The 25,905-nt window shown below is 44.2% G+C and carries 27 protein-coding genes, 2 tRNA genes, 1 other RNA gene and 1 pseudogene; 26 read left to right on the forward strand and 5 right to left on the reverse strand.

Features of this window, described 5'->3' with window-relative positions:
• The first annotated feature begins 23 nt into the window (after positions 1 to 23).
• The 8 genes from fabG (at position 24) to PGY05_RS08235 (ending at position 8,214) form a co-directional block, all read left to right on the forward strand.
• A complete protein-coding gene (gene fabG / locus PGY05_RS08200) occupies positions 24 to 779 on the forward strand; it encodes a 3-oxoacyl-[acyl-carrier-protein] reductase (protein WP_055156314.1) in 756 nt (251 codons plus the stop codon).
• A 609-nt stretch (positions 780 to 1,388) separates the two neighbouring features.
• Complete coding sequence (gene fabF / locus PGY05_RS08205) at positions 1,389 to 2,627, forward strand: beta-ketoacyl-ACP synthase II (protein WP_022220150.1); 1,239 nt, start codon at positions 1,389 to 1,391, stop codon at positions 2,625 to 2,627.
• Positions 2,628 to 2,637: 10 nt separating this feature from the next.
• Complete coding sequence (accB, locus tag PGY05_RS08210) at positions 2,638 to 3,105, forward strand: acetyl-CoA carboxylase biotin carboxyl carrier protein (RefSeq protein ID WP_117557683.1); 468 nt, start codon at positions 2,638 to 2,640, stop codon at positions 3,103 to 3,105.
• A gap of 20 nt (positions 3,106 to 3,125) precedes the next feature.
• Positions 3,126 to 3,572 (forward strand): 3-hydroxyacyl-ACP dehydratase FabZ, encoded by a 447-nt coding sequence (gene fabZ / locus PGY05_RS08215; protein ID WP_270475657.1) that lies wholly within the window; start codon positions 3,126 to 3,128, stop codon positions 3,570 to 3,572.
• Entirely contained in the window at positions 3,565 to 4,920 is a 1,356-nt protein-coding gene (locus PGY05_RS08220; RefSeq protein ID WP_270475658.1) for an acetyl-CoA carboxylase biotin carboxylase subunit, read from the forward strand. Before fabZ ends, PGY05_RS08220 begins: the two co-directional genes overlap by 8 nt.
• Positions 4,921 to 4,946: 26 nt before the next feature.
• Positions 4,947 to 6,644, forward strand: a complete 1,698-nt coding sequence (locus PGY05_RS08225) for an acetyl-CoA carboxylase carboxyl transferase subunit (RefSeq protein ID WP_022220147.1) — start codon at positions 4,947 to 4,949, stop codon at positions 6,642 to 6,644.
• Positions 6,645 to 6,663: 19 nt separating this feature from the next.
• Complete coding sequence (locus tag PGY05_RS08230; RefSeq protein WP_022220146.1) at positions 6,664 to 7,734, forward strand: NAD(P)H-dependent flavin oxidoreductase; 1,071 nt, start codon at positions 6,664 to 6,666, stop codon at positions 7,732 to 7,734.
• A gap of 39 nt (positions 7,735 to 7,773) precedes the next feature.
• On the forward strand, positions 7,774 to 8,214 hold the full coding sequence (locus PGY05_RS08235) for a MarR family winged helix-turn-helix transcriptional regulator (protein WP_008372762.1): 441 nt from the start codon (positions 7,774 to 7,776) through the stop codon (positions 8,212 to 8,214).
• Between the two features lie 64 nt (positions 8,215 to 8,278).
• On the opposite strand, the gene PGY05_RS08240 is transcribed toward PGY05_RS08235, so the two are convergent.
• On the reverse strand, positions 8,279 to 8,998 hold the full coding sequence (locus tag PGY05_RS08240) for an NAD-dependent protein deacylase (RefSeq protein WP_022220145.1): 720 nt from the start codon (positions 8,996 to 8,998) through the stop codon (positions 8,279 to 8,281).
• A gap of 194 nt (positions 8,999 to 9,192) precedes the next feature.
• Here PGY05_RS08240 and PGY05_RS08245 point away from each other — a divergent pair, with 194 nt between their 5' ends.
• The 7 genes from PGY05_RS08245 to ssrA all read left to right on the forward strand — a co-directional run bounded on the left by PGY05_RS08245 (position 9,193) and on the right by ssrA (position 15,509).
• Positions 9,193 to 10,068 carry a YitT family protein gene (locus PGY05_RS08245; RefSeq protein WP_022220144.1) on the forward strand — a complete coding sequence of 292 codons (876 nt, stop codon included), beginning with the start codon at positions 9,193 to 9,195 and terminating at the stop codon, positions 10,066 to 10,068.
• Positions 10,061 to 11,251 carry a YncE family protein gene (locus PGY05_RS08250; RefSeq protein ID WP_270475659.1) on the forward strand — a complete coding sequence of 397 codons (1,191 nt, stop codon included), beginning with the start codon at positions 10,061 to 10,063 and terminating at the stop codon, positions 11,249 to 11,251. Before PGY05_RS08245 ends, PGY05_RS08250 begins: the two co-directional genes overlap by 8 nt.
• A gap of 89 nt (positions 11,252 to 11,340) precedes the next feature.
• On the forward strand, positions 11,341 to 11,583 hold the full coding sequence (gene secG / locus PGY05_RS08255) for a preprotein translocase subunit SecG (protein ID WP_008372776.1): 243 nt from the start codon (positions 11,341 to 11,343) through the stop codon (positions 11,581 to 11,583).
• 71 nt (positions 11,584 to 11,654) lie between these two features.
• Positions 11,655 to 13,805 (forward strand): ribonuclease R, encoded by a 2,151-nt coding sequence (rnr, locus tag PGY05_RS08260; RefSeq protein WP_270475660.1) that lies wholly within the window; start codon positions 11,655 to 11,657, stop codon positions 13,803 to 13,805.
• Complete coding sequence (gene smpB, locus PGY05_RS08265) at positions 13,798 to 14,271, forward strand: SsrA-binding protein SmpB (protein WP_055156322.1); 474 nt, start codon at positions 13,798 to 13,800, stop codon at positions 14,269 to 14,271. Before rnr ends, smpB begins: the two co-directional genes overlap by 8 nt.
• 134 nt (positions 14,272 to 14,405) lie before the next feature.
• Positions 14,406 to 15,008, forward strand: a complete 603-nt coding sequence (locus PGY05_RS08270) for an ECF transporter S component (RefSeq protein WP_270475661.1) — start codon at positions 14,406 to 14,408, stop codon at positions 15,006 to 15,008.
• A gap of 155 nt (positions 15,009 to 15,163) precedes the next feature.
• Positions 15,164 to 15,509, forward strand: a transfer-messenger RNA (tmRNA) gene (gene ssrA, locus PGY05_RS08275).
• A gap of 105 nt (positions 15,510 to 15,614) precedes the next feature.
• On the opposite strand, the gene PGY05_RS08280 is transcribed toward ssrA, so the two are convergent.
• A complete protein-coding gene (locus PGY05_RS08280) occupies positions 15,615 to 15,893 on the reverse strand; it encodes a DUF3343 domain-containing protein (RefSeq protein ID WP_055156326.1) in 279 nt (92 codons plus the stop codon).
• A gap of 1 nt (position 15,894) precedes the next feature.
• Complete coding sequence (locus tag PGY05_RS08285) at positions 15,895 to 17,169, reverse strand: double-cubane-cluster-containing anaerobic reductase (RefSeq protein WP_270475662.1); 1,275 nt, start codon at positions 17,167 to 17,169, stop codon at positions 15,895 to 15,897.
• A 314-nt stretch (positions 17,170 to 17,483) separates the two neighbouring features.
• Between PGY05_RS08285 and PGY05_RS08290 the strand changes: the two genes are divergently transcribed.
• The 4 genes from PGY05_RS08290 to PGY05_RS08305 all read left to right on the forward strand — a co-directional run bounded on the left by PGY05_RS08290 (position 17,484) and on the right by PGY05_RS08305 (position 18,957).
• Complete coding sequence (locus PGY05_RS08290; protein ID WP_270475663.1) at positions 17,484 to 18,026, forward strand: GNAT family N-acetyltransferase; 543 nt, start codon at positions 17,484 to 17,486, stop codon at positions 18,024 to 18,026.
• Between the two features lie 129 nt (positions 18,027 to 18,155).
• Positions 18,156 to 18,228: transfer RNA gene (locus PGY05_RS08295), tRNA-Val, on the forward strand.
• 27 nt (positions 18,229 to 18,255) lie between these two features.
• Positions 18,256 to 18,329 (forward strand) — tRNA-Met (locus PGY05_RS08300).
• 286 nt (positions 18,330 to 18,615) lie between these two features.
• On the forward strand, positions 18,616 to 18,957 hold the full coding sequence (locus PGY05_RS08305) for a VOC family protein (RefSeq protein WP_117557694.1): 342 nt from the start codon (positions 18,616 to 18,618) through the stop codon (positions 18,955 to 18,957).
• Positions 18,958 to 19,139: 182 nt separating this feature from the next.
• Here PGY05_RS08305 and PGY05_RS08310 read toward each other — a convergent pair whose 3' ends face one another.
• Positions 19,140 to 19,844 carry a 3'-5' exonuclease gene (locus PGY05_RS08310; RefSeq protein ID WP_117834945.1) on the reverse strand — a complete coding sequence of 235 codons (705 nt, stop codon included), beginning with the start codon at positions 19,842 to 19,844 and terminating at the stop codon, positions 19,140 to 19,142.
• A gap of 213 nt (positions 19,845 to 20,057) precedes the next feature.
• Between PGY05_RS08310 and PGY05_RS08315 the strand changes: the two genes are divergently transcribed.
• Entirely contained in the window at positions 20,058 to 20,465 is a 408-nt protein-coding gene (locus tag PGY05_RS08315) for a helix-turn-helix domain-containing protein (protein WP_195502519.1), read from the forward strand.
• Positions 20,466 to 20,478: 13 nt separating this feature from the next.
• Positions 20,479 to 20,814 (forward strand): hypothetical protein, encoded by a 336-nt coding sequence (locus tag PGY05_RS08320; RefSeq protein ID WP_055261784.1) that lies wholly within the window; start codon positions 20,479 to 20,481, stop codon positions 20,812 to 20,814.
• Positions 20,815 to 20,855: 41 nt separating this feature from the next.
• Here PGY05_RS08320 and PGY05_RS08325 read toward each other — a convergent pair whose 3' ends face one another.
• A complete protein-coding gene (locus PGY05_RS08325) occupies positions 20,856 to 21,497 on the reverse strand; it encodes a GDSL-type esterase/lipase family protein (protein ID WP_270475664.1) in 642 nt (213 codons plus the stop codon).
• Between the two features lie 181 nt (positions 21,498 to 21,678).
• Between PGY05_RS08325 and PGY05_RS08330 the strand changes: the two genes are divergently transcribed.
• The 5 genes and pseudogenes from PGY05_RS08330 to PGY05_RS08350 all read left to right on the forward strand — a co-directional run bounded on the left by PGY05_RS08330 (position 21,679) and on the right by PGY05_RS08350 (position 25,877).
• Positions 21,679 to 22,245: a chromate transporter gene (locus tag PGY05_RS08330; RefSeq protein ID WP_118199680.1), complete on the forward strand. Its 567-nt coding sequence runs from the start codon at positions 21,679 to 21,681 to the stop codon at positions 22,243 to 22,245.
• A complete protein-coding gene (locus PGY05_RS08335; protein ID WP_215686311.1) occupies positions 22,242 to 22,808 on the forward strand; it encodes a chromate transporter in 567 nt (188 codons plus the stop codon). Before PGY05_RS08330 ends, PGY05_RS08335 begins: the two co-directional genes overlap by 4 nt.
• 97 nt (positions 22,809 to 22,905) lie before the next feature.
• A pseudogene (locus PGY05_RS16665) lies at positions 22,906 to 23,058 on the forward strand (NADAR domain-containing protein); the annotation flags it as partial.
• A gap of 131 nt (positions 23,059 to 23,189) precedes the next feature.
• On the forward strand, positions 23,190 to 24,872 hold the full coding sequence (locus tag PGY05_RS08345; RefSeq protein WP_173686509.1) for a phospho-sugar mutase: 1,683 nt from the start codon (positions 23,190 to 23,192) through the stop codon (positions 24,870 to 24,872).
• Positions 24,873 to 25,313: 441 nt separating this feature from the next.
• Positions 25,314 to 25,877, forward strand: a complete 564-nt coding sequence (locus PGY05_RS08350) for a manganese efflux pump MntP (protein WP_270475665.1) — start codon at positions 25,314 to 25,316, stop codon at positions 25,875 to 25,877.
• Positions 25,878 to 25,905 lie beyond the last annotated feature (28 nt).

Raw genomic sequence — 25,905 nt, forward strand, 5'->3', positions numbered from 1 at the left:
CAGGCAATGGAAAGGAAAAGCATATGACAGACAGAGCAAATTTGGAAGGACAGATCGCGGTGGTTACCGGCGCGTCCCGTGGAATTGGAAAGGCAATTGCGAAGGAGCTGGCTGCACAGGGAGCAACAGTTGTGATCAATTACAATGGTTCTGAAGCAAAAGCAGATGAAGTAAAACATGAAATTGTAGAAAAGGGTGGATGTGCCCAGTGTATGCAGTGCAATGTGGCAGATTACGAGGGATGTGAAGCATTTATAAAAGCAGTGATCGAGCAGTTTGGAAGAATCGATATTCTGGTAAATAATGCAGGAATCACAAAGGATGGTCTGCTGATGCGTATGAGTGAAGAAGATTTCTCCGATGTCATTGATGTCAATCTGAAAGGAACTTTCCATTGCATCCGTTTTGCATCCAGACAGATGATGAAGCAGAGAAGCGGAAAGATCATCAATCTTGCATCTGTAGTTGGAATCAGCGGAAATGCCGGTCAGGTAAACTATGCTGCATCTAAAGCAGGAATTATTGGAATGACCAAATCTGCGGCAAAAGAACTGGCATCCCGCGGAATCACGGTTAATGCGGTTGCACCGGGCTTCATTGAAACGGAGATGACAGAAGTTCTTTCCGATAAGCTCAAAGAAGAAATGAGAGGTCAGATCCCTCTTGCCAGAATGGGACAGCCAGAAGATGTCGCGAAGGCAGTGGCGTTTCTGGCGTCTGAGCATGCGAGTTACATTACGGGGCAGGTTCTGCAGGTCGATGGGGGGATGGTGATGTAGGAATGGTTTGACGGGAGCTTGTGGGACAAATTGTACAAAAGATGTCCTTCAAATTCAGACTCGCAAATCATTCCGATGAGCCTCTGAAACCAAGGATTGTGTCAGCAAAGGCTTCCACAATCCTTTGAGTCTCATCTCCATTGCTCGAAAAATGAATTTGAATGACATCTTTTGTACAGTTTGTCATTCAACTTTGTCGAGAAAACCATTTTACATCCTTGAAGTAGTTCAATATACCAAGTGCGGATCGCGGAGGGGAAGAAATTGGTTTTAACTCGCATTTTGAGGGATAGGATTAATAACCTAAAAATACTTATAAGATGATAAAATTTATTAAAAAATGAAACAGTCAACAACACACCAAAAACGTTTCGTGGAAAACGCGTTTTAGCCAGTAGACTTGAGTCCGGCTCTGCACAAATATTCCTGTTGGCATTCTATTTTGTGCAATGGAGAGGAGACTCAAAGGATTGTGGAAGCCTTTGCTGACATAATCCTTGGTTTCGAAGGCTCATCGGAATGGTTTGCACAACTTGAATGCCGACAGGAATATTTGTGCAGAGTTGAACACAACCTACATTTCCCGCATTTTCCACCAAAGGAGGCAATATGAAGCGCAGAGTTGTTATTACGGGGCTTGGAGCGATTACCCCGATTGGTAATACAGTAGAAGAATTCTGGAACGGTATCAAAAATGGAACCGTAGGAATCGGTCCGATCACAAAATTTGATACAACCGAATATAAAGTGAAGATCGCAGCGGAAGTCAAGGACTTTGTTGCAAAGGAACGGATGGATTTCAAGGCATCGAAGAGAATGGAAACATTTTCCCAGTATGCGGTTGCAGCGGCGAAGGAAGCGTGTGCGGATGCGGGATTTGAAATTGAAAAAGAGGATCCGTACCGTTGTGGCGTGATCATCGGTTCAGGAATTGGAAGTCTGCAGCAGATCGAGAAACAGTACACGACAATCCTGGAAAAGGGACCGGGAAGGGTAGCACCACTGATGGTTCCGATGATGATTTCCAATATGGCAGCCGGAAATGTATCGATCCAGCTTGGGCTTAAAGGAAAGTGCACAAATGTCGTTACAGCATGTGCAACGGGAACCAATTGTATCGGGGATGCGCTTCGTGCCATTCAGTACGGAGATGCGGACGTAATGTTTGCAGGTGGTACGGAAAGCTGTATCTGTCCGACAGGGATTGCCGGATTTACCGCACTTACCGCACTTACTACCAGAGAAGATCCACTGCGTGCATCAATTCCATTTGATAAAGACAGAAGTGGGTTTGTTCTTGGAGAAGGAGCCGGTGTGGTGGTTCTGGAAGAGCTGGAGCATGCGAGAGCAAGAGGCGCAAAGATTTACGCAGAGCTTGCAGGTTACGGGGCAACCGGAGATGCTTACCATATCACTTCCCCAGCAGAAGACGGAAGCGGTGCGGCAAAGGCGATGGAGCTTGCGATGGAAGAGGGCAGCGTGACACCGGAAGAAGTACAGTACATTAATGCACACGGAACCAGCACGCACCATAATGATCTGTTTGAAACCTATGCGATCAAGAAAGCATTCGGCGATGCGGCAAAGGATGTGGTTGTGAATTCAACGAAATCCATGATCGGTCATCTTCTTGGTGCGGCAGGTGCGGTAGAGTGTATCGTTACTGTAAAATCTATTCAGGATGGATTTATCCATCAGACCGTTGGAACCAGGGAATGTGATGAAGAATGTGATCTGAACTATGCAGTTGGCGCACCGGTCGAAAAAGAGATCAAATGTGCGCTCACCAATTCCCTTGGATTTGGCGGGCACAATGCAACCCTTCTTTTGAAGAAGTATGAAGGATAGAGGTAGAAGGATGGAATTAGAAAATCTGGTAAAACTGATTCAGACCGTTTCAGATTCGGACCTGACAGGATTTCAGTATGAAGAAAACGGTGTGAAATTGAAAATACAGAAAGAAAAAGAACAGATGGTTGTCAGTACAGGGGCAGCACAGCTGACGACAGTACAAAACGTGCCAGGAGCGCAGAGTAATGCAGTATCGGCACTGAAGTCGGAGGATGGACCGGAAAAAGGAAAAGAAGCAGAAGGGCAGCTGATCAAATCCCCTCTGGTTGGAACCTTTTATGCAGCACCGTCGGAAGAGGCAGCACCATTTGTGGCAGTTGGCGATCATGTGGCAAAAGGACAGACGGTTGCCATCGTAGAGGCGATGAAGCTGATGAATGATATTGAGTGTGATTTTGACGGTGTGGTATCGGAAGTACTCGTGAAAAATGGAGAAACTGTGGAATACGGACAGCCATTATTCCGAATCGCATAGCTGGATGGAGGGCGAAAAGCATGAAACATTTGGGAATCAAGGAAATTCAGAAAATCATTCCGCACAGACATCCGTTTTTGCTGGTAGATTATATCGAAGATTACGAGCCGGGGGAATATGCAGTTGGCTATAAATGTGTGACTTACAGAGAGGACTTTTTTGCCGGACATTTTCCACAGGAGCCGGTGATGCCGGGAGTGCTGATCGTAGAAGCACTGGCGCAGGTCGGTGCAGTAGCGGTTCTGATGCAGGAAGAAAATAAAGGAAAGCTCGGTTATTTTGGTGGGATTAAGAACTGCAAGTTTCGCAGAAAAGTTGTTCCGGGTGACAAGTTAAAACTGGAATCAAGAATTATTCGTCAGAAGGGACCACTGGTAATCGGAGAAGCTGTTGCATCAGTGGATGGAGAAGTTGCAGTAAAGGCAGAGTTGTCTCTGATGATCGGGAAGGCGGAAACAGATGATTAAGAAAGTATTGATCGCAAACCGTGGAGAGATCGCAGTTCGAATCATCCGTGCCTGCCGGGAAATGGGGATCGAGACGGTTGCAGTTTATTCAGAAGCAGATAAAGAAGCATTGCATACACAGCTTGCAGATGAAGCAATCTGTATCGGACCTGCACCATCTTCGGAAAGCTATCTGAATATGGAGCAGATCATCAGCGCGACTATCGTGTCGGGAGCAGATGCGATCCATCCGGGATTTGGTTTCCTTTCTGAAAATACGAAATTTGCAGAGCTTTGTGAGAAGTGCAACATCATTTTTATTGGACCGGATTCGAAAGTGATCAGCAGGCTTGGAAATAAATCCGAGGCGAGAAATACCATGGCAAATGCCGGGGTTCCGATCATTCCGGGAAGCCGGGAAGCGATTTATGATGCAGCAAAAGGAAAAGAAGTTGCAAGAGAGATCGGCTATCCGGTGATCGTAAAGGCGGCTCTCGGCGGAGGCGGAAAAGGAATGCGTGTGGCGGAAAATGAAGCCGGATTTGACATGGCATTCCGTACTGCACAGAAAGAGACCAAGGCAGCTTTTGGAGATGACACTATGTACATCGAGCATTTTGTGCAGCATCCGAAGCACATTGAATTTCAGATCATGGCGGATAAGTATGGAAATGTGGTGCATTTAGGAGAACGGGACTGTTCGGTGCAAAGAAATCATCAGAAGATGATCGAAGAATCCCCATGTGCCGTGATTTCGGATGAGCTTCGCCGGAGAATGGGCGAAGCAGCGATAAAAGCGGCAAAGGCAGCGCATTACGAAAATGCAGGAACCATTGAATTTCTGCTGGAAAAGAGTGGAAAATTTTATTTTATGGAAATGAATACCAGAATCCAGGTGGAGCATCCGGTCACAGAATGGGTGACGGGGATCGATCTGATCAAGGAACAGATCCGGATCGCAGACGGTCAGCGGCTTTCCTTTACGCAGGAAGATGTAAAACTGACCGGTCATGCCATTGAGTGCAGGATCAATGCGGAAAATCCGGAAAAGAATTTCCGTCCGTGTCCGGGAACGATCACCGATATGTACCTTCCGGGAGGCAAGGGTGTGCGGATTGATTCAGCAATTTACAGTGGATACACTGTACCGCCATATTATGATAATATGCTGGCAAAGCTGATCGTATTTGCAAAGAACCGTACTGAAGCGATCCGGAAGATGCAGAGTGCACTTGGTGAAGTAATTATAGAAGGCATTGATACCAATGTGGATTATCAATATGATATTTTGCATGATCCAAAGTATCAGGCAGGAGATTTTGATATTGAATTTATTGCCGAAAAAGAAGCAAAGAATCGGCAAGGTTAGCTCTACAAAAGCGGAGGTAAAGCAATTTGAAACTGTCAAATATGTTTAAAAAAACAAGCAGAAGAGGGTATATATCTCTTGGCGAAGGAAAGCCTGCCCATATGGCACCGGAAGTTCCGGAGGGACTTCTGAAAAAATGTAACGTTTGCAAATCTGCCATTCTGACAGAAGATGTGAAGAATGGATATTATATTTGTCCAAAATGTCAGAATTATTTCCGTGTGCATGCGATGCACCGGATTGAAATGGTAGCAGATGCGGGCACCTTTGAAGAGTGGGACAAGGGACTGACTTCAGGAAATCCGCTGCATTATAAAGGCTATGAAGAAAAGGTAGAAGCACTGCAGGAAAAGACCGGGCTTGATGAGGCGGTTGTAACCGGAAAAGCAAGGATCGCGGGAAATGAAGTAGTTCTTGCAGTCTGTGACGGGCGGTTTATGATGGCGAGCATGGGAAAGGTGGTCGGCGAAAAGATTACCCGTGCAGTAGAAAAGGCAACCAGTGAGAGGATTCCGATTATTATATTTGCCTGTTCAGGAGGCGCCAGAATGCAGGAGGGGATCCACTCTCTGATGCAGATGGCAAAGACTTCAGCGGCACTGAAAAGACACCATGATGCAGGCTGTTTATATGTAAGTGTGCTGACCGATCCGACAACCGGCGGGGTAACGGCAAGTTTTGCCATGCTTGGAGATATCATTCTTGCCGAGCCGGGGGCGCTGATCGGTTTTGCGGGTCCGCGTGTGATTGAACAGACCATAGGGCAGAAGCTTCCGAAAGGATTCCAGAGGGCAGAATTTCTTCAGGAGCACGGATTTGTGGATCAGATTGTGGAGCGTCCGCGTCTTAGGGAAACACTGGCGGAAATTGTAGCAATGCATAAGCAGGGTACATACGATTTGCCAGAAGTAGAAGAAAAGGAAACACAGGCGGTACAGAGGAATCTGACACCATGGGAACGGGTGCAGTTATCCAGAGACAAGGCTCGTCCGGTCGGTGCGGAGTACATTGAAGAATTATTTACAGATTTTATGGAATTTCATGGAGACCGTTATTACCAGGATGATAAGGCAATCATTGGCGGGATTGCAAGATTTCACGGAATGCCGGTGACGGTGATCGCGCAGGCAAAGGGTCGCACGACAAAAGAAAATATCGAGCGTAACTTTGGAATGCCGTCACCGGACGGATACCGCAAAGCCCTTCGTCTGATGAAACAGGCAGAGAAATTTAACCGTCCGGTCATCTGTTTTGTAGATACGCCGGGAGCGTTCTGTGGGCTGGAAGCAGAAGAGAGAGGACAGGGTGAGGCAATCGCAAGAAATTTATTTGAGATGTCAAATCTTCAGGTTCCGATCCTGTCAGTTGTGATCGGAGAAGGTGGAAGCGGGGGAGCTCTTGCGATGGCAACTTCAGATGAAGTGTGGCTTCTTGAAAATTCGATTTACTCCATTCTTTCGCCGGAAGGATTTGCAAGTATCCTGTGGAAGGACAGCAGCCGCGCAAAAGAGGCGGCAGGTGTGATGAAGCTGACAGCAGATCGTCTCCTGAAAGCCGGTATCGTAGAACGGGTGATTCCGGAGCCAGAAAACTTCAATCTGGAAACATTTACAGAAGTGACAGATCCGATGGATGATTATATCAGTATTTTTTTGAAAAAATATGGTGCAATGACAAAGGAAGAACTTACCGAAAAGCGGTATGACAGATTCCGCAGGATGTAGTAGAAAGAGGAGAAGAAAAATGAAAGGATTACCGGAACTTGTGATTGGTGATTTGAAAGTAAAAAGACCGGTCATTCAAGGGGGAATGGGAGTCGGTGTGAGCCTTGGGCAGCTTGCCGGAGCGGTTGCAAAAGAAGGTGGAGTCGGGATCATCTCAACCGCACAGATCGGATTTCGTGAACCGGATTTTGAAACGAATACAAGGGCGGCAAATATCCGTGCAATTGGATCTGAATTTCAAAGAGCAAGAGAGACGGCTCCGGATGGCGTGATCGGATTTAATATCATGGTTGCACTGAAAGATTATGACGAGCATGTGAAAGCAGCAGTGGACGCCGGAGCAGATCTGATCGTATCCGGGGCAGGGCTTCCAATCGAGCTGCCGGGACTTGTGGAGGGCAGCAGTACCAAGATCGCTCCGATCGTATCGACTGAAAAATCGGCGAAAGTTATCTTAAAATACTGGGATAAAAAATTTTCCAGAACCGCAGACCTGATTGTGATCGAGGGCCCTAAAGCCGGAGGACATCTGGGGTTTGACCGGGAGCAGCTGGAAACTTACACACAGGAAAGCTATGATAATGAAATCGAGAGGATCATGGCAGTGGTCAGAAAGTACGCCCAAAAATATCAGGTGCATATCCCGGTGGCAGTAGCCGGAGGAATTTCGGATAAAGATGCGGCAGAGCATGCCTTTTCATTAGGAGCAGATGCAGTCCAGGCGGCAACAAGATTTGTCACGACATGGGAGTGCGATGCGGATCTCAGTTACAAGCAGAGTTATCTGAATGCGAAGAAAGAGGATGTCATTCTGGTGAAAAGTCCGGTTGGAATGCCGGGAAGGGCAATTAAGAATCCATTTATCAGTCATGTAATGGCAGGAGAGAGGGTGAAGCCTAAGAGATGTCTTGGGTGTCTGAAAAACTGTAACCCGGCGGAAGTGCCATACTGTATCACGGAAGCGCTGATCAAAGCGGCAAAAGGTGAGATTGGAGAGGCACTTCTGTTCTGCGGAGCGGATGTGTGGAAAGCAGAAAAAATAGAAACTGTGAAAGAAGTGATTGATTCTTTGTTAGGTGACTGTGTATAATTGAACTAGAAAAAGACACAGCAAGGAGAAGAAGGGGAATTGGACGCATACGAAAGCATCAATAAGATATTGGTACATCTTTTTAATGATATATGGGAATTAGAAGAAAAGGCAGTGATCACAGAAGAATTCAAGGATCTGACGAATAACGATATGCATATTATTGAAGCAATCGGACTTGGGACCGGGAATAATATGTCCACGATCGCGAAGAAGCTCGGAATCACGGTCGGATCACTGACAACTTCGATGAACAGTCTGGTCAATAAAAAGTATGCAGTCCGCCACCGGAGCGAAGAAGACCGGAGGATCGTCAATATCCAGCTGACGGAAAAAGGGGAGAAGGCATATCATCATCATGCGAATTTTCATAAGAAGATGGTAGAAGCTGTTGTTGAGACGCTGGATGAAGAAGAGATCCCGGTTCTGACAAAGGCACTGGACAATCTGTATCAGTTTTTTAAGACGTATAACGGTTAAAATGAAAAATCCTCTGTCACTCTTTCATTAGAAAGGGCAGGCAGAGGATTTTTGGATTCTCCGGCTATACATGGATCCGGTCTAATACTTCTCCGATCGGCTCATGGATCGTCAGAGTTGCGCCTACATCACGGGCAGTTGCATCCTTGTTGATGAGTACCAGATATTTGCCGTGGAAATAATCGATAAATCCGGCAGCAGGGTAGACCACAAGAGAAGTACCGCCGATGATCAGCATATCTGCTTCTGAGATGGCGCGGATACTTTTCTGGATAATCTGATTATCCAGTCCTTCTTCGTAGAGAACTACATCCGGGCGGATAGTTCCGCCGCAGTCGCAGGTTGGGATTCCTTTTGATTCTTTTACAAAACGTGCACTGTACTGCTTTTTGCAACGCATGCAGTAATTGCGGTGGATACTTCCATGAAGCTCCAGTACATTTTTGCTTCCGGCAGCCTGGTGGAGTCCGTCGATATTCTGTGTGATAACGGCGGTCAGCTTTCCGGCGGCTTCCAGCTCGGCAAGCTTCAGATGTGCTTTATTTGGTTTCGCATCAAGGAACATCATTTTCTCTTTATAAAAATCATAAAATTCTTCCGTATGCTGCATGAAAAAGCTGTGGCTTACAATTTGCTCCGGTGAGTAGCGGTACTTTTGTTTGTAGAGTCCGTCTGCACTCCTGAAGTCCGGAATATTACTCTCGGTAGAGACGCCGGCACCGCCGAAAAAGACGATTCGGTTGCTCTCGTTAATCATGTCCTGTAACTGTCTGATCTTGTCCATAATTTGATAACCTCTTTTCCTGGAAAATCAAAACCTGTCTTTTTAATCACAGTATACCAAATGAAACGAAAAAAGAGAATAAAATAAAAAAATTCCTTGTCCCAAAAACATGCACCGAGTATACTATAAAGTATTGGATTGTGGAAAATTGGGGAAATCTGCAGACAAAATACATATGTCAAGGAGAGCGTAATATGAAAATGTCAAATATGAGGAATCTGTGTCTGATTTTATTGGGGAATACAGTATATGCACTTGCAATTGTAATGTTTATCCTGCCGAATGATATCATTACCGGAGGGACCACGGGGCTTGGAATTGCCGTGAATCATTATTTTGGATTACAGATCCATACATTTGTACTGATCTTCAACACACTGATGTTTCTTCTGGGGGCTGCAGTGCTTGGTATGAAATTTGCACTTACTACACTGGTCAGTACGTTTTATTATCCGATCATTCTGGGAATACTGGAGAATGTTCCGGTATTACAGAACGTCACAGACGATAAGATGCTTTCAACGATCTGTGGAGGTCTGATGATCGGACTTGGAATCGGAGTTGTTATAAGATGCGGAGCATCAACAGGAGGTATGGATATCCCGCCGCTGGTACTGAATAAGAAATTCGGACTTCCGGTATCGGTTATGCTCTATGTATTTGATTTTGCGATTCTGATCTTCCAGATGGTATTTACCAATAAAGAAGAGATCATCTATGGTATCCTTCTGGTATTGATTTACACGGTGATGCTGGATAAAGTGCTTCTGATGGGATCGACCAGAACACAGGTCAAGATCATTTCCGGAGAGTATGAGAAGCTGAACCATCTGATCCAGGAGAAGCTTGACCGAGGAACTACACTGGTCTACACGCAGACCGGTTATTTGAGAAAGGATCAGCCGATGATCCTTACCGTTGTGTCTAACCGTGAACTGATGCGGCTGAACCAGATCGTGCAGGAGACAGATCCGCAGGCATTTATGATCATTGGCAATGTAAATGAGGTCAGAGGACGGGGATTTTCAACGCAGAAAGTATATAAAAACGAAGTGGGCATGAATGAATAAACAAGAGCTTGAGAATGAGGAAGTAAGACAGGAAGAGAAAAAAACAAAGAAGAAAAAGGTCCGGAAAAAGAAGACCATGTTTGGACATATCCGCAGTATCATCAGTATTCTTCTGGTTGTGGGACTCATCGGAGGAAGCTACTGGTATTACGCATTCCAGTACAGAGCCGAGGTGGAGCCGGAGACAAACCGGAAGGTGACGAATACGGATTCCGTTTACACGATGGAGCAGTATCTGAAAACGCTGAAGCGCAACCAGACTGTTTATAAGTACGCGTGCGATGAAGCCGAAGTGGACAATGACTACGGGACTTATGTTGTGCCTGGACTGAAGTCAACAAGGACGCTGAAAGTAAAAGGGGACGGAGAAGCAGAAGTCTGCACATCCATGACACCACAGGGACTTGCATTTACAGAGGATTATATTCTGGTCAGTGCTTATTGTAAGACAAAGGCACATGATTCGGTGATCTATGTGATCGACAAAGAAAGCAGACGGTTTGTGAAAGAGATTGTGCTGAACACCAAAGCCCATGTGGGCGGAATGGCATACGATACGATGAACCAGATCCTGTGGGTGACAGGACAGGGTTCCACCTGGGCGCAGGCAAATGCGATCACACTGTCTCATCTGGAAAATTATTCCTTTGATGACGGATATCATCCGATTGAATTCGATATGTCTTACAACCTTTATAAGATCAAGCGGGCGTCATTTATGACGTATCATGACGGCGCATTGTTTGTCGGATTCTTTACACAGGATAATGCCAGTGTCATTGAAAAATATCTGATCAATGCAGACGGCACCTTGTATGAAAAAGAAGACATGAACCTGAAACGGACGGTCGGCGTGACGGAGCCGGTTGCCTATGCGGTCAGTATGCAGGTAATTTCCGGTAAGGTGCAGGGAATGGCATTTTACAACAATAAGATCCTGCTTACCAGATCCTGGGGGATCCTGCCATCGGAGGTACAGATCTTCAACTATTCCAGATATGGAATCTTGTCAACCTCCGAAGCTTATAAGACGATCAAGTTTCCGGAGAGGCTGGAACAGATCTATCAGGACGGTGGCAGCATTTATGCACTTTTCGAGTCGGGGGCTTATGCCTACCGGATGTCATCCATTAACCGAATTGACCGTGTTGTGAAGCTGAAAGGAAGCAAACTGGTAAAATAAAGACTGAAATCCATGAAATCTGCTTGAATCGGAAGTAGATTTATGGTAAAATACATGAGTGGTTTAGCCATCAGGAGGTGTGATTAGTAATGGAAATTTTAAAAACAGTACTTTTAATTTTATTTGCAATAGATTGTATCGCATTGACAGTAATCGTATTGATGCAGGAAGGTAAGTCAGCAGGTCTTGGAACAATCGCAGGTATGGCAGATTCTTATTGGGGACAGAACAAAGGACGTTCTATGGAAGGCGCACTTGTTAAGTCTACCAAGTTTTTAGCAATTCTGTTTATTGTACTTGCAGCAGTCCTGAACCTGAAAGTTTTTGCATAACGAATGATTGAAAGAAGATGAGGAACACTCTATAGTATCTATAGGGTGTTCCTTTTTTGACAGGAGAAGAGATGGACGAATTATTTGAAAAAAGAAAGAAAATTATTTATGAATTTATCTGTGACGAATTTTATGTGCCGATGAAGCTGAAAGAGTTGTCGATGCTGCTTCAGGTCCCGAAAGATCAGAAAGGGGAACTCAAAGCTGTCATGGACAGCCTGGAAAAAGAAGGCAAGGTACATGTCACACAGAAAGGAAAATACATCAAAGGTGAGGCAAAGCAGCTGCGTGGAATGTTCCAGGCAAACGCGAGAGGCTTCGGCTTTGTCACTGTGGAAGGTGAGAGCGAAGATATCTTTATCTCAGAAGATGATATGAACGGTGCCATGCAGGGAGATGAGGTAGAGGTTGTCATCACCAAAGCACCGGAAGGAATGCGAAGAGAAGGAAAGATCACGAAAATCGTACAGAGGGGAACCCAGCGGATCGTTGGCTATTATCAGAGCCGGAAGAATTTCGGATTCGTTGTGCCGGATAATGAGCGTTTCCTGCAGGATATCTTCGTACCGGCAGAGCGCTCTAAAGGAGCTGTGACCGGGCATAAGGTTGTGGTAGAGCTGACCTCTTATGGGGAGAATGGAAAGAAGCCGGAAGGAAAGATCGTAGAGATCCTGGGGCATGTGACCGATCCGGGAGTTGATATTTTGTCGATTGTCAAAGGATATGATCTGCCAACCGAATTTCCGGAGAAGGTACTGAATCAGGCAGAGCGTGTGGCAAAGGCAGTGACGACCGCTGATATGGCAGGACGTAAGGACGTGCGGAGCTGGCAGACCGTGACGATCGATGGCGAGGATGCGAAGGATCTGGATGATGCGATCACTCTGACAAAAGAGGGAGACTGTTATATTCTGGGCGTGCATATCGCTGATGTGACCAATTATGTGCAGGAGAACAGCGCTCTTGACCGGGAAGCACTGAAAAGAGGTACCAGTGTCTATCTGGCAGACCGTGTGATCCCGATGCTGCCAAGAGTTCTGTCTAATGGAATGTGTTCATTAAACGCAGGCGAGGACCGGCTGGCACTGAGCTGTATCATGACCATTGATGCGAAGGGAAATGTAGTCGATCACCAGATTGCAGAAACTGTGGTAAATGTGGATGAACGCATGAGCTATACCAGTGTGAAAAAGATTCTTGAGGATCGGGATGAGGCAGAATGCGAACGATATCATGATCTGATCCCGATGTTTGAACTGATGAAAGAACTGTCACACATTTTGAGAGAAAGACGTCACAGAAGAGGGGCAATCGACTTTGATTTTCCGGAGGCAAAGATTATTTTAAATGAAAGCGGTGAGCCGGTGGATATTAAGGCTTACGACCGCAACGTGGCAACGAAGATCATCGAGGATTTTATGCTTGTTGCAAATGAGACGGTTGCAGAGGATTATTTCTGGCAGGAGATTCCATTCTTATACCGTGTGCATGAAACACCGGATGATGATAAGATGAAGAAACTTGTGACATTTTTGCAGAATTTCGGATATACCATGCATATGCAGGGAGGACAGGAGATCCGTCCAAAGGAAGTCCAGAAGCTTCTGGATAAGATCGAGGGGACTCCGGAAGAAGCCATGATCTCAAGGCTTGCACTCCGTTCGATGAAGCAGGCGAGATATTCGCCGGATAATGACGGACATTTCGGACTTGCGACCCAGTATTATACGCATTTTACTTCACCGATCCGGCGCTATCCGGATCTGCAGATCCACCGGATTATCAAAGATAATCTTCGAGGCAGGATGAACGATGCAAAGAGGCATCATTATGAAAAAATCCTGCCGGAGGTGGCGATGGAGACAAGCTCCTTAGAGCGCCGTGCGGATGAGGCAGAGAGAGAGACGCTGAAGCTGAAGAAGGTACAGTATATGCGGAATTTCTTCGGACAGGAATTTGAAGGAGTTATTTCGGGTATCACGAAGTGGGGAATCTATGTAGAGCTTCCGAATACCGTAGAAGGTCTGGTGCATGTTACCAATATGACGGACGATCATTATGATTACGATGAAGAACATTATCAGATGATTGGTTCCCATCACAGAAAGACCTACAAGTTGGGGCAGAAGGTGCGTGTGAAGATGATCGATTGTGATGAGATATCAAGAACCATTGATTTTAGACTTGTAAAGGAAAGAAAAGAGGAGAGAGAAGATGGCTAAGGCAAAAGCGCAGGGCAAGATGATTGCGAACAATAAAAAGGCGTATCATGACTATTTTATCCTGGATACTTATGAGGCAGGAATTGCACTTGCAGGTACGGAAGTAAAATCCCTCCGCATGGGAAAATGCAGTATCAAAGAATCCTTTATCCGTATTGAGGATGGGGAAGTGTTCATCTATGGAATGCATATCAGCCCATACGAAAAGGGAAATATTTTCAATAAAGATCCTCTGCGTGTGAGAAAGCTCCTTCTTCACAAATCGGAGATCAACAAACTGATTGGTAAGACCAAGGAAAAAGGAATGGCGATCGTGCCACTGAAGGTGTATTTCAGCAAGAGTCTTGTCAAAGTAGAGATCGGACTGGCAAAAGGTAAAAAACTATACGATAAGCGTGATGATATTGCGAAAAAAGACCAGAAGCGTGAGGCAGAAAGAGAATTCAAGATACGTAATTTCGGATAAAACAAAACTGTCCCCTTGAAAAAAGTGAAAATTGTATATTTTTACAGAGACAGTGACGCGGTACAATGTTCAATAACCTGATGAATCAATGTACTATAGTGTTTCACAAGGAATAAGAAAGGATGGGACAGACTATGAAAACAAATTCAACCGTTATGAAAATTGCACAGACAGCGCTGTTTGCTGCACTTTGCTACGTAATCTTTACGTATCTGCAGATTAAAATACCGATGCCGGGAGGAGATGCAACATCAATCCACCTTGGAAATGCGTTCTGTGTGCTTGCCGCACTTCTTTTGGGCGGCTGGTACGGCGGACTTGCAGGAGCGATCGGAATGGGAATCGCGGATGTGATGGATCCGATCTATATTACCGGAGCACCGAAGACATTTATCCTGAAGCTCTGCATCGGACTGATCACAGGACTTGTAGCGCATAAGATCGCAAAGATCAATGAAAGTACCGATAAGAAATACATTTTCAAATGGAGCCTGCTGGCATCTGTAGCCGGACTTGCATTTAATGTCATTGCAGATCCGATCGTCGGATACTTTTACAAACAGTACATTCTGGGACAGCCGCAGCAGATGGCAGAGGTTCTTGCAAAATGGAGCGCAGCTGCTACCTTTGTAAATGCAATCCTTTCTACAATCGTTGTAGTGATCATCTACAATGCACTGCGACCGGTACTTGCAAAGAGCGGAATGCTGGAAGTGGGGAAGACAAAAGAAGCGTAAAATGACAGATTGAGTAAATTATATGCGGAGATGCCTTGACATGAGCCTGGATGTCCGCATATAATATATAGAGCAAATGGGAGGGCAGAAGGTTGACTTCTGAACGGATCTTGTTTGCAGAAGCGTATTTTTGATGATACGGCTTCCAAGAACCAGGGCTTGTACTGGTTTCGACGGGGGCACGGAAGTCAAGGAAGCCATCCGTAGCGGGACACTACGTTAAAAGTTCCAACTAAATATAAACGCAGACGAAAATTTAGCGTACGCTGCCTAGTTGCAGCAGTCGGCCTTGAGTCTCTCATCGCTTAAGTAACCGGCTTCGACCAGATGAGGCACTTCGTTTCCAAAGCTTTGAGGGAATGGAAGAATTTATGAAGCTACTAAAGTAAGCAGCCTGTTGTTCGGCGGCTTATGGAGGGAATGTCAAAAGAATGACTGTGATGGGAGATGCCTTTATGGAAGAGCTTTCGGACAGGGGTTCGATTCCCCTCAGGTCCATACCTGTAAAACCGCTGAAAATGAGATGATTCAGCGGTTTTTGAATATGATGAGTCAAAATGAGGAGAGAGCTTTTTGCTCTCTCCTCATTTATCATATACTCTGCATTTAACAATATCGGTCTCTCTTTTTCTGCAACTGATTTTCCAATGGAACGATGTTTACATATTCCGCATGATTCTCTTCGATGCATGTCCTGACGGCATCAATGTCATCCGGATGGATCAGAAGCGCCATTCCGCAGGCAGCTTTGCCGTCAGTGTCACGCGGGGCAGGTGCAATACGGTTAGGAAGGCCTTGCTTATCCAGAAGCTCATGGAGCATCATGCCCTGTGTGTGATTGTCAAAAAGAATATAATAGCGGATATGTTTATTTTTTTCTTCCATTTTACTGATTCAGCATCTCCACAAATGCTCCGATTCTTGTACGAAGCTGTTCAGCATCTTTATCGGTGTAATCTGTTTCCAGAGAGAGTACCGGAATATTTTTCGCCTTCAGTGCTTCAGAAACTGCAAGCTTTTCTGTGTCGTACAGGCAGCAGAACATCAGACTGCAGTCGATGACGCCGTCCACCTGATATTCGTCGACCATACGGAGAATATCGTCGATACGTCCCGTATTTGGTGTGAAGCATGCACAGTTTGTCTTCATGTAACGTTTGGACAGATTCATGAACTGTTCATCCAGTGTTTTACCGGATTCGTCTACAAGGTTTTCAAAATATCTTGTTCCTGTACACATCTCTTCACAGACAACAGCAGCGCCGCTTGTCTCGATGATGTTATGTAATTTCCAGTTCGGAACTGCAAGAGGCGTTCCTGTGATCAGGATACGTTTTGTGCCTTCTGGTACAACAGATACACCATCCTTGATTCGTTGTTCCAGTTCGTCAGCCAGACGGTTACACATCTGGGCGCAGCGTACCGGATCATCGAAGAAGGAAATCTGGGTCATGAGCAGAGCATCTCGTCCGGAAATCGGCAGACATTTTGATTTTCTGCAGTCATAAACTCTCTGAAGAGCTTTACGTTTCTCATTGCAGATATTGATCGCTTCCGCAAGGTTTTCCGGTGTGATTTTGTTTCCGGTAAATTCTTCTACAATCTTTGCAAAATCTGTAATTTCTTCTTTCCATTTGATAATATCTTTTTCACGCTTCATCTGTGGAACATCCATAATATGCATTGGAACGTCTTTTCCAAGGATTTCGTAAGCTTTCTTCTTGCCGTCGCAGGTAGTTTCCCCGACATACATATCTGCAATACGGAAGAATGGGCAGGTGCGTCCAAGTCTTGCTCCTACAGAAGCTTTTACAAGTGGACAGACATTTTTCGGAAGGACTTTTTCGCCGTCCGGAACCCAGAACTGGGAACCGCCGCAAAGTCCGGTTACGATACCATTTGCAGCGATGATTACTTCATCCGGTACATAAACGCAGAATGTTCCGAATACTTTACGTCCTTTTTTCTGCTCTTCAATTAATTCAGCCGGGCGGATACCGTGAACCTCAGCAATGACCATATCCCAGAAATCCATTGCTTTCGGACGGTTTTCCTGTGTCATAAATACATCCCCAACTGCTGTCGGAAGAACCTGACAGAGATTGTCATGATTTTTGACATCCATCCCAAGGTCTTCCCACATTTTTTCATAATCAGCCATTTTCATTTCCTCCTTTTATACAATGATGATTTGTTAGTATCCATATATTTTGTCGCTATCCATATGAAATATTGTACAAAATGACGAATGAGTTAGTCAATGCATATGGTGAAATGTGTAAAATAACTATAAATAGGACGATATATAGAAAAAATGAATTATTGAAATACATTTTACGTATAACCATGCAAATGTGGAATGTTGAAACTATAAAATCCTTATGATATACTGAGACAACAGATTAACGTATAGAATAGAAATTGAAGAAAACAAATTTATTAAAAATTTAAATATAAAGACTGAGGTGGAAGAGTATGCTGGAGACCGAAAGATTAATACTGAGAAAATGGACAGAGGAAGATGCGGAAAGTCTGTTTGAATATGCAAAAGATCCGGAGATCGGACCTGCTGCAGGATGGCCGCCGCATAAGAGTGTGGAGGAAAGCAGAGCTGTCATCAAAAATGTATTTGATGGAGCAGAGTGCTACGCAATCTGTGAAAAGGAAAATAATATTGCGATAGGTGCTGTGGAACTGAAACTGAATGGACACACGAATATAACAAAGCGTGACGATGAGTGCGAGCTTGGATATTGGCTTGGACAGCCATTCTGGGGAAGAGGCTATATGCCGGAAGCTTCCAGAGAGTTATTGAGACATGGATTTGAAGATCTTGGCATGACAACAATCTGGTGCGCTTATTATGATGGCAATCTGAAATCAAAAAGAGTGCAGGAAAAGCTGGGATTTGTTTATCATCATACCTGTAACGAAGTTCCTGTGTCGCTTTTACATGAGGTGCGGGTCGAGCATACGAATGTTATGACAAAAGAGCATTGGGAAGAAATCTACAGGTAATGGTCTGGAAAGCAGGAAGTAAGGGGAAATATGCTGACGGAAAAAGAGAAAATCTGTAAAAAAACTAAAAAAAGTATTGACATTTGTAGAAAATAATAGTAAACTAAACAAGTCGCATAAATGTGATGAGGGATCATAGCTCAGCTGGGAGAGCATCTGCCTTACAAGCAGAGGGTCATAGGTTCGAGCCCTATTGGTCCCATTACAACATAAGTTGTAAATTTCATATGGCGGGATAGCTCAGTTGGCTAGAGCACGCGGTTCATACCCGCGGTGTCGCTGGTTCAAATCCAGTTCCCGCTACTTACGAAGAAGTCCTTGGGTGGGACTTCTTTTTTCATGGAAAAAATGGTATGTTTACATTGCCTGGTGTCTTGAAACTTTTACATATATGATAGCTAATGGCTCCCACACATCACATCTCTGCAACAAATAAGTTTGAGTGCCAGTTGTATGAAGACGGGTGTTACAACCGTATTTGTCAATAACTTTTATCTATCTCCTCATGTCATTGTTTTTCTTGCACGCTCTCACAAAATGAATTATCCTAAAATAGAACATAAACTTCGAAAATAGGAGGATATAGAATATGGCAAAGATCGATCATGCAGCAATCAGAACGGCATCTTACGAGAATGCACAGAAATTTTTTGAAGATGTATTTGAAATGCATATGTGGAGAGAGATCGGTGAAAAACCGGGAAGAAAATGCTGGTACGAAGAAGGAATCCAGCTCTGCGAAATGGAAGAAATTAACACAGAGGGAGAAAATGGCTACGACCACATTTCAATCGCGGTGGATTCCGTGGAAGAAACGATGGAAAAGATCAAGGCTTATCCGGTAAAAGCAATCAACGACCACTGGTTCTCACTGCCGAATGGCACAAAAATAGAATTAAAACTTTTGGAAAACTGGAAGGTAAATAAATAGAATTTGGAAGTTGGAATTTTCTGATACCAGAGGATGCAAGACGCGTTTCCGGAACAAGAGAAGAGGCAATCGCGTATCTGGGATAAGAAAAAAGATAGAGTACGTTTATGAGAAGAAAAATTTTTCAAGACGGACTCTATCTTTTTAGTTTCTGAGATAACGGGAATCTGCAGACGATGCTTTTAAATTACTTTGGATTTCAGCAAAGAATCAATTAGCCGAGATGCTTCACTGCGCGTGATCGTATCCGGATTCCATTCCGGTACTTTTTTCTTCTGGCTGCACAGTCTCTGCAAAAGTGCAACCTGTTTTGCTGTGGCAGGCTGCACTTTTTTTATTTTGTATGTAAGCTGCTGTGGCTTGAAAAGAGAAGGATCCTCATTTTCGAAATAGTGTGCCAGTGTCTGATACAGTTTTGCTGTGGCAAGCGCATCATAGTAGGCGCGGTGCGCAGCTTTATTTTCAATCTGGTAGTATTCACACAGACTGGAGAGACTTTTGGATGGAAGTGATTTTAAGGTGCGCTGGGCGATCTTAAATGTGTCGATTCCAAATTTTTCAAAAGTAAGTCCTAAATTGGAAGCACCTGATTTCATGAAGCTGTAATCAAAGCCTACATTGTGACCGATCAGGACATCATCTTCACAGAATTCAAGGAAATCACTGATCACAGTATCGGCAGGTCTGGCATTTGCAACCATTTCATTCGTAATGCCGGTGAGATTCGTGATCATCGGGGAAATCTCTTCCTGTGGATGAATGAATTCCATAAAACGTTCGGCAACCTTTCCGTCACGGACTTTCAGTGCTCCGATTTCAATAATTTCATTATATAGTGGGTCAAGCCCGGTTGTTTCCAGGTCAAAACAGACATAGGATTTTAGCATTTCAAAACCTCCGTTTCTGAAATCCTATTTTAACAGATGCGAGGAGAAAGTGCCATAGTTTTCTTGATACAAATCTCTCCGGATGGTAAGATACAGGTATATTTGCCGGTGTAAAAGAATTTTGACAGGCAAAAATGCCATTTGTAAAAGATGTTTGATAGACTTTTGGTGTTCTATATGGAATGATGTCCGTGAAAGGAAGAAACAGGAATTATGGAAATAGGGAAGAAACTAAAAAATGCACGGATAGAAGCCGGGCTTACCCAGGAGAAGGCTGCAGAGAAAATCGATGTTTCCCGCCAGACTATTTCCAATTGGGAAAATGAAAAATCGTATCCAGATATTATCAGTGTCATTGCACTTAGTGATCTTTATTCCGTAAGTCTTGATGAACTGTTGAAAGGAGATCAGAAGATGGCAGAACATCTGGAAGAGAGTACAAATGTTGTAAAAAGCAACAAAAAACTGACTGGAGCAATTCTTTTAAATATTATACTGATGATACTGTTGATTGCGCTGAACATACTGTTGCCGGAAGGAACCTATTATCTAGTAATTGTATTTTGTGTGGTAATCATGAGTTCATCGGCATTGCTTTATCAGATTATCAAACGGATTTAGGAGGTAGATTGTTATGGGATGGAATCAAATAGCAGCAGTAGCAAGCGGAGCAATTGCGTTGGTAGGAGCAATCTGCACCGCATGGCAGATTTATCAGATGACGGTATCAGATGCAAAAGCAAGAGGCTTAAAGCACCCGAAATTCTGGGGATTTTGGGCGATGAATGGAAATAATTCAAGTGGACTGATTCTTTATCTGATCGGTAGAAGAAAATATCCGGTCCAGAATATGAGCATCGAAGATCAGGAAAAGATTGAAACAAGAAAAAAGGCAGCAGGAGCTGCGCTTGTGTTTATGACACTTGGGGCGATTGGATTTGTGATCAATATCATGCGGATTTATATTTAATGAAGAATACGAATACGAAGAGCGGTATAGACGTTAAAAATCTATACCGCTTTTTCCAGTTCTTTTTGCATATCGATAACTTTTTCATAGATTGCATTAGCAAGTGCAGCGTGACCGGCTGCATCCAGATGCTCGCGATCTGTGGTGCTTGGAGATGCAAATGCGGAGGCATCCAGAAATGCTGCATGATGCAGAAGTGCCACTTTGTGATATTCTTCAGCAAGCTTTTTTGAAACTTCTACGGATTTTTCATCAAATTCCGGATCAAAGCCAGGATCGTCAACACCTTCACCCAGATGAATCGGTGAAATGACGAGGAGATCAAAAGGCTGGGAAGCATTTTTCCGGGCTTTTTGGATGACTTGAGCCAATCCTTTGGCAATGGTTCCTGCGGACGCATTGTATCTCGTTTTGCAGTCGTTGGTTCCGAGCATAACGATAAGGAGATCGATAGGGGTATGCATTTCCATCGTGACACCGATCAGATCAAGTCCACGGCGTCCCTCACGAAGATCATCCTGAAATACAGTGGTTCTTCCACAAAGACCTTCTTCGATCACACGGTGGTCAGCACCCAGCTTCTTCTGAAGCAGACTGGTCCATCGGGTGTCGGTGTCAAATCTGCCGGTTCCGTCCGGTTTGTAGCCATATGTGTTTGAGTCGCCAAAGCATAAGATGTTCATTCTGTGTCACTCCTTTATAAACCTACTAAATTGATATGTTATATATGATAAATGAGATTGTTGGAAAAGTCAAGAGGTAAAATTGTATTGGAAAGGTTTCGGAAAGGTTTTGAAATTTACCAGGATTTTAATTTACATCTATATAAAGCAAAGATATACTAATGGGTGGAGGATAAAAATTATGAAGAATAAAAGAGAAGTGTTGGTTAAACTTTTTCTATCTACATTATATCTAAGTGCATTTACATTTGGCGGCGGTTATGTGATCATCACACTGATGAAGAAAAAGTTTGTGGATGATTATCATTGGATTGAAGAAAATGAAATGCTGGATCTGGTGGCAATCGCGCAGTCAGCACCGGGACCGATTGCGGTAAATGGGGCAATCGTGGTTGGGTATAAGCTTGCCGGCCTTGCAGGAACACTGGTTGCAATTATTGGAACGATTATTCCACCGTTTGTGATCATTTCTTTGATCTCTGCTTTTTATCATGCATTTCGGGATAATTATCTGGTGAGTCAGATGCTGGAAGGGATGCAGGCAGGTGTCGGAGCTGTGATTGCCTCGGTCACTTATGAAATGGGATGTGGAATTATAAAAAAGAAAGATAATGTGGCAACGATTGTTATGATTGCAGCCTTTATAGCAGCCTGTGTATTGGGAATCAATGTGATTTATATTGTGATTGCAAGTGGAGTTTTTGGTGTAATCCGGACAATCTGGAACAGACGGAGGAAAAGAGTATGATGTATATACAATTATTTTTAAGTTTTTTTCAGATCAGCTTGTTCAGCTTTGGAGGTGGATATGCGGCACTTCCACTGATCCAGGGGCAGGTCGTAAATGTGCATCACTGGCTCAGCATGACGGAATTTACGGATCTGATCACCATTTCCCAGATGACTCCGGGACCGATTGCAATCAATGCAGCAACCTTTGTTGGGATGAAACTGACCGGAATGCCGGGAGCGGTTGTGGCTACACTTGGATATATCACACCATCTTGCATTATCGTGACGATCATTGCAAAATTGTACTTAAAATACCGGGAAATGGACATGCTGCAGGGAATACTTGGAGGGATCAGACCGGCGGTGGTTGCACTGATCGGATCGGCGGGAATTTCCATTTTGCAGACAGCATTCTGGGGAGTTTCCGGGAAAATGGTGATATCTGATACCAGTTGGCTGATGGTTGGAATATTTGTGGTATGTGTGATCTTGCTTAGGAAGGTGAAGATGAATCCAATCTGGGTGATGTTGCTTGCCGGGGTGATGAAAGTGTTTGTTGCGATGGCAGGAAAGATATAAATCTGGTATGATTGTAGTGAAAGGTTGGGTGAAGATTGATGGAGATTATTTGTTTTCATAATCCAGATGAAGAAAATGGATATTTAGGAATTGGTATTTATCAGAATGTGCGGTAAAAGATCAGATATGGGGAATCGGGTTATCCATGAAAGATGAGAACAGATTTGATCTGGATAAGTGGAAAGGTCAGAACTTACTTGGATATGCTTTGATGATGGTGAGAGAACAATTTAGTTATGGAGGAAGATGAAAATGAAGAATGTTTTAACGGACTTTTCTTACCCAAATCATTGCGGGTTAGTCAAAAATATGGTATATTTAAAGTATATTTTTGTTAAAATGTACAAAAATAAGAACAAATTATAGTAGGGAGTGGTCAAGATGTATCAGGAAGAGTACAAACGTTGGCTGGAAGCAGATCTGGAAGATGCCGATCTGAGTCCGGAATTAGCGAGAATTGAAGGAAATGACGAAGAGATAAAAGATCGTTTCGCTGTAGCTCTGAAGTTTGGAACAGCCGGACTTCGTGGAGTTCTCGGAGCAGGAACGAATCGTATGAATATTTATGTAGTACGTCAGGCAACACAGGGACTGGCGAACTGGGTTAAGACACAGGGGGGCACACAGACTGTGGCAATCAGCTACGACAGCCGTCTGAAGAGTGATGTATTTGCAAAGACAGCAGCAGGTGTTCTGGCAGCAAACGGAATCAATGTCAGAATCTATGACGCGCTGATGCCAGTGCCGGCACTTTCATTTGCGACACGTTATTATAACTGCAATGCAGGTGTTATGGTAACTGCATCCCACAACCCGGCAAAATACAATGGTTATAAAGCATATGGACCGGACGGATGCCAGATGACAGATGATGCAGCAGCAATCGTATATGCTGAGATCCAGAAGACAGATGTCCTCACAGGTGCAAAATACATATCCTTCGCAGAAGGTGTAGAAAAAGGGCTGATTCGTTTTGTAGGAGATGACTGCAAGAAGGCGCTTTATGAAGCGATCGAATCACGTCAGGTAAGACCGGGACTTTGCAAGACAGCAGGACTGAAGCTGGTATACAGCCCGCTCAATGGTTCAGGACTTGTTCCGGTAACACAGGTATTAAAAGACATCGGAATCACAGATATCACAATCGTTCCGGAACAGGAATATCCAAACGGATACTTCACGACCTGCAGTTATCCGAACCCGGAAATTTTTGCAGCTCTGGAGCTTGGACTTAACCTTGCAAAAGAGACAGATGCAGATCTGATGCTTGCAACAGACCCGGATGCAGACCGTGTAGGTATTGCAATGAAGTGCCCGGATGGTTCTTACGAACTGGTAAGTGGTAACGAAGTCGGTGTTCTGCTTCTCGATTACATCTGCGCAGGACGTATTGAAAAAGGAACCATGCCTGAGAAAGCAGTTGCTGTAAAATCAATCGTATCTACTCCGCTTGCAGATGCAGTTGCAGAGCATTACGGTGTAGAACTCAGAAGCGTACTTACCGGATTCAAGTGGATCGGTGACCAGATCGCACAGCTTGAAGAAGCCGGAGAAGTAGACCGTTTCATCTTTGGATTTGAAGAGAGCTACGGATACCTTGCAGGACCGTATGTACGTGATAAAGATGCTGTTATCGGATCTATGCTGATCTGCGAAATGGCAGCTTACTACAGAAGCATCGGAAGCTCACTGAAGCAGAGACTGGAAGAGATCTACGCGCAGTACGGACGTTATCTGAACAAAGTAGACAGCTTTGAATTCCCGGGACTTAGCGGAATGGACAAGATGGCAAGTATCATGGAAGGCCTTCGTAAGAATCCGCTCACAGAAGTAGCCGGAATCAAGGTTGCATCTGTTACAGATTACACCAAACCGGAAGAAACCGGACTTCCTTCTGCGAATGTACTGATCTACAAACTGGAAGATGGCGAGACTGTTATTGTTCGTCCTTCAGGAACAGAGCCGAAGATTAAGATCTATTACACAACACTTGGAAAAGATCTGGAAGAAGCACAGGCAAAGAAAGACAAATTCGCAGAAGCATTAAAGCCGATCATGGCGTAGCAGTCAAAAGCTGATTTTGGAGAATGAGTCTGATCTGAATTTGCAGAGAATCAGGCTTGACAGAAAAGAACCTGCCCGATATAATAATTTTTATCGATAAGGGAGTAATTGGCGCGATGACGTAGCTTTGTCAACATACTGACAGCAATGGCTGTCTGGCATAGCTTTAAATAATGAGACTTATTCGTAGTATTTTATGCTACGAATAAGTCTTTTTTTGTGCATACGATGAGCCAAGTGCAGATTTGTGCTTGCACAAGTATCTGCATTTGGCGAATGTACATCATCAAGCTGTTAAGCGAGATGGTGTACAAAGTATACAAATCGAGTAGGAGTCAGCCTGCTCGATTATATACGATGAGCCAAGTGCAGGCAAAGCATTGCCGCAGACAATTATTTTCACATTGGATAAGATGATTAGCTTTAAAAAGGAGAAAAATTATGGGTTTAATTGAATTGTTTTTGATTGCAGTAGGGCTGTCCATGGATGCATTTGCAGTTTCTGTCTGTAAAGGACTTGCTATGCCGAAGTGCACTTTCAAAAAGGCGGCTATTGTTGGCTTATGGTTTGGCGGATTTCAGGCATTGATGCCGGCAATTGGTTATATTTTAGGAGCGCAGTTCCAGGAAGCCATTGCTTCTATAGATCACTGGATCGCATTTGTATTACTTGCGCTGATTGGTGGAAATATGATTCACGAAGCATTGGACAATGACGAAGAGGAAGCCGATGCAAGCCTGGATGTGAAGACCATGTTCCTTCTCGCAGTAGCAACCAGCATTGATGCACTCGCTATAGGAATTACCTTTGCATTTCTTAAGGTAAATATTATTCCGGCGGTCTGTTTTATCGGAATCGTGACCTTCATCATTTCCTTTGCTGGAGTAAAGATTGGTAACATCTTTGGAGCCCGCTATAAGAACAAAGCCGAAATTGTCGGTGGGGTCATCCTTATTCTGCTTGGTCTGAAGATTTTGTTAGAGCATCTTGGCTTTTTGGGATAAAAATAAATACGAAACTACGATCCTGTTG

It is taken from the genome of Coprococcus sp. AF51-11b1, assembly GCF_027682785.1.
GTDB lineage: Bacteria > Bacillota > Clostridia > Lachnospirales > Lachnospiraceae > Allocoprococcus > Allocoprococcus comes.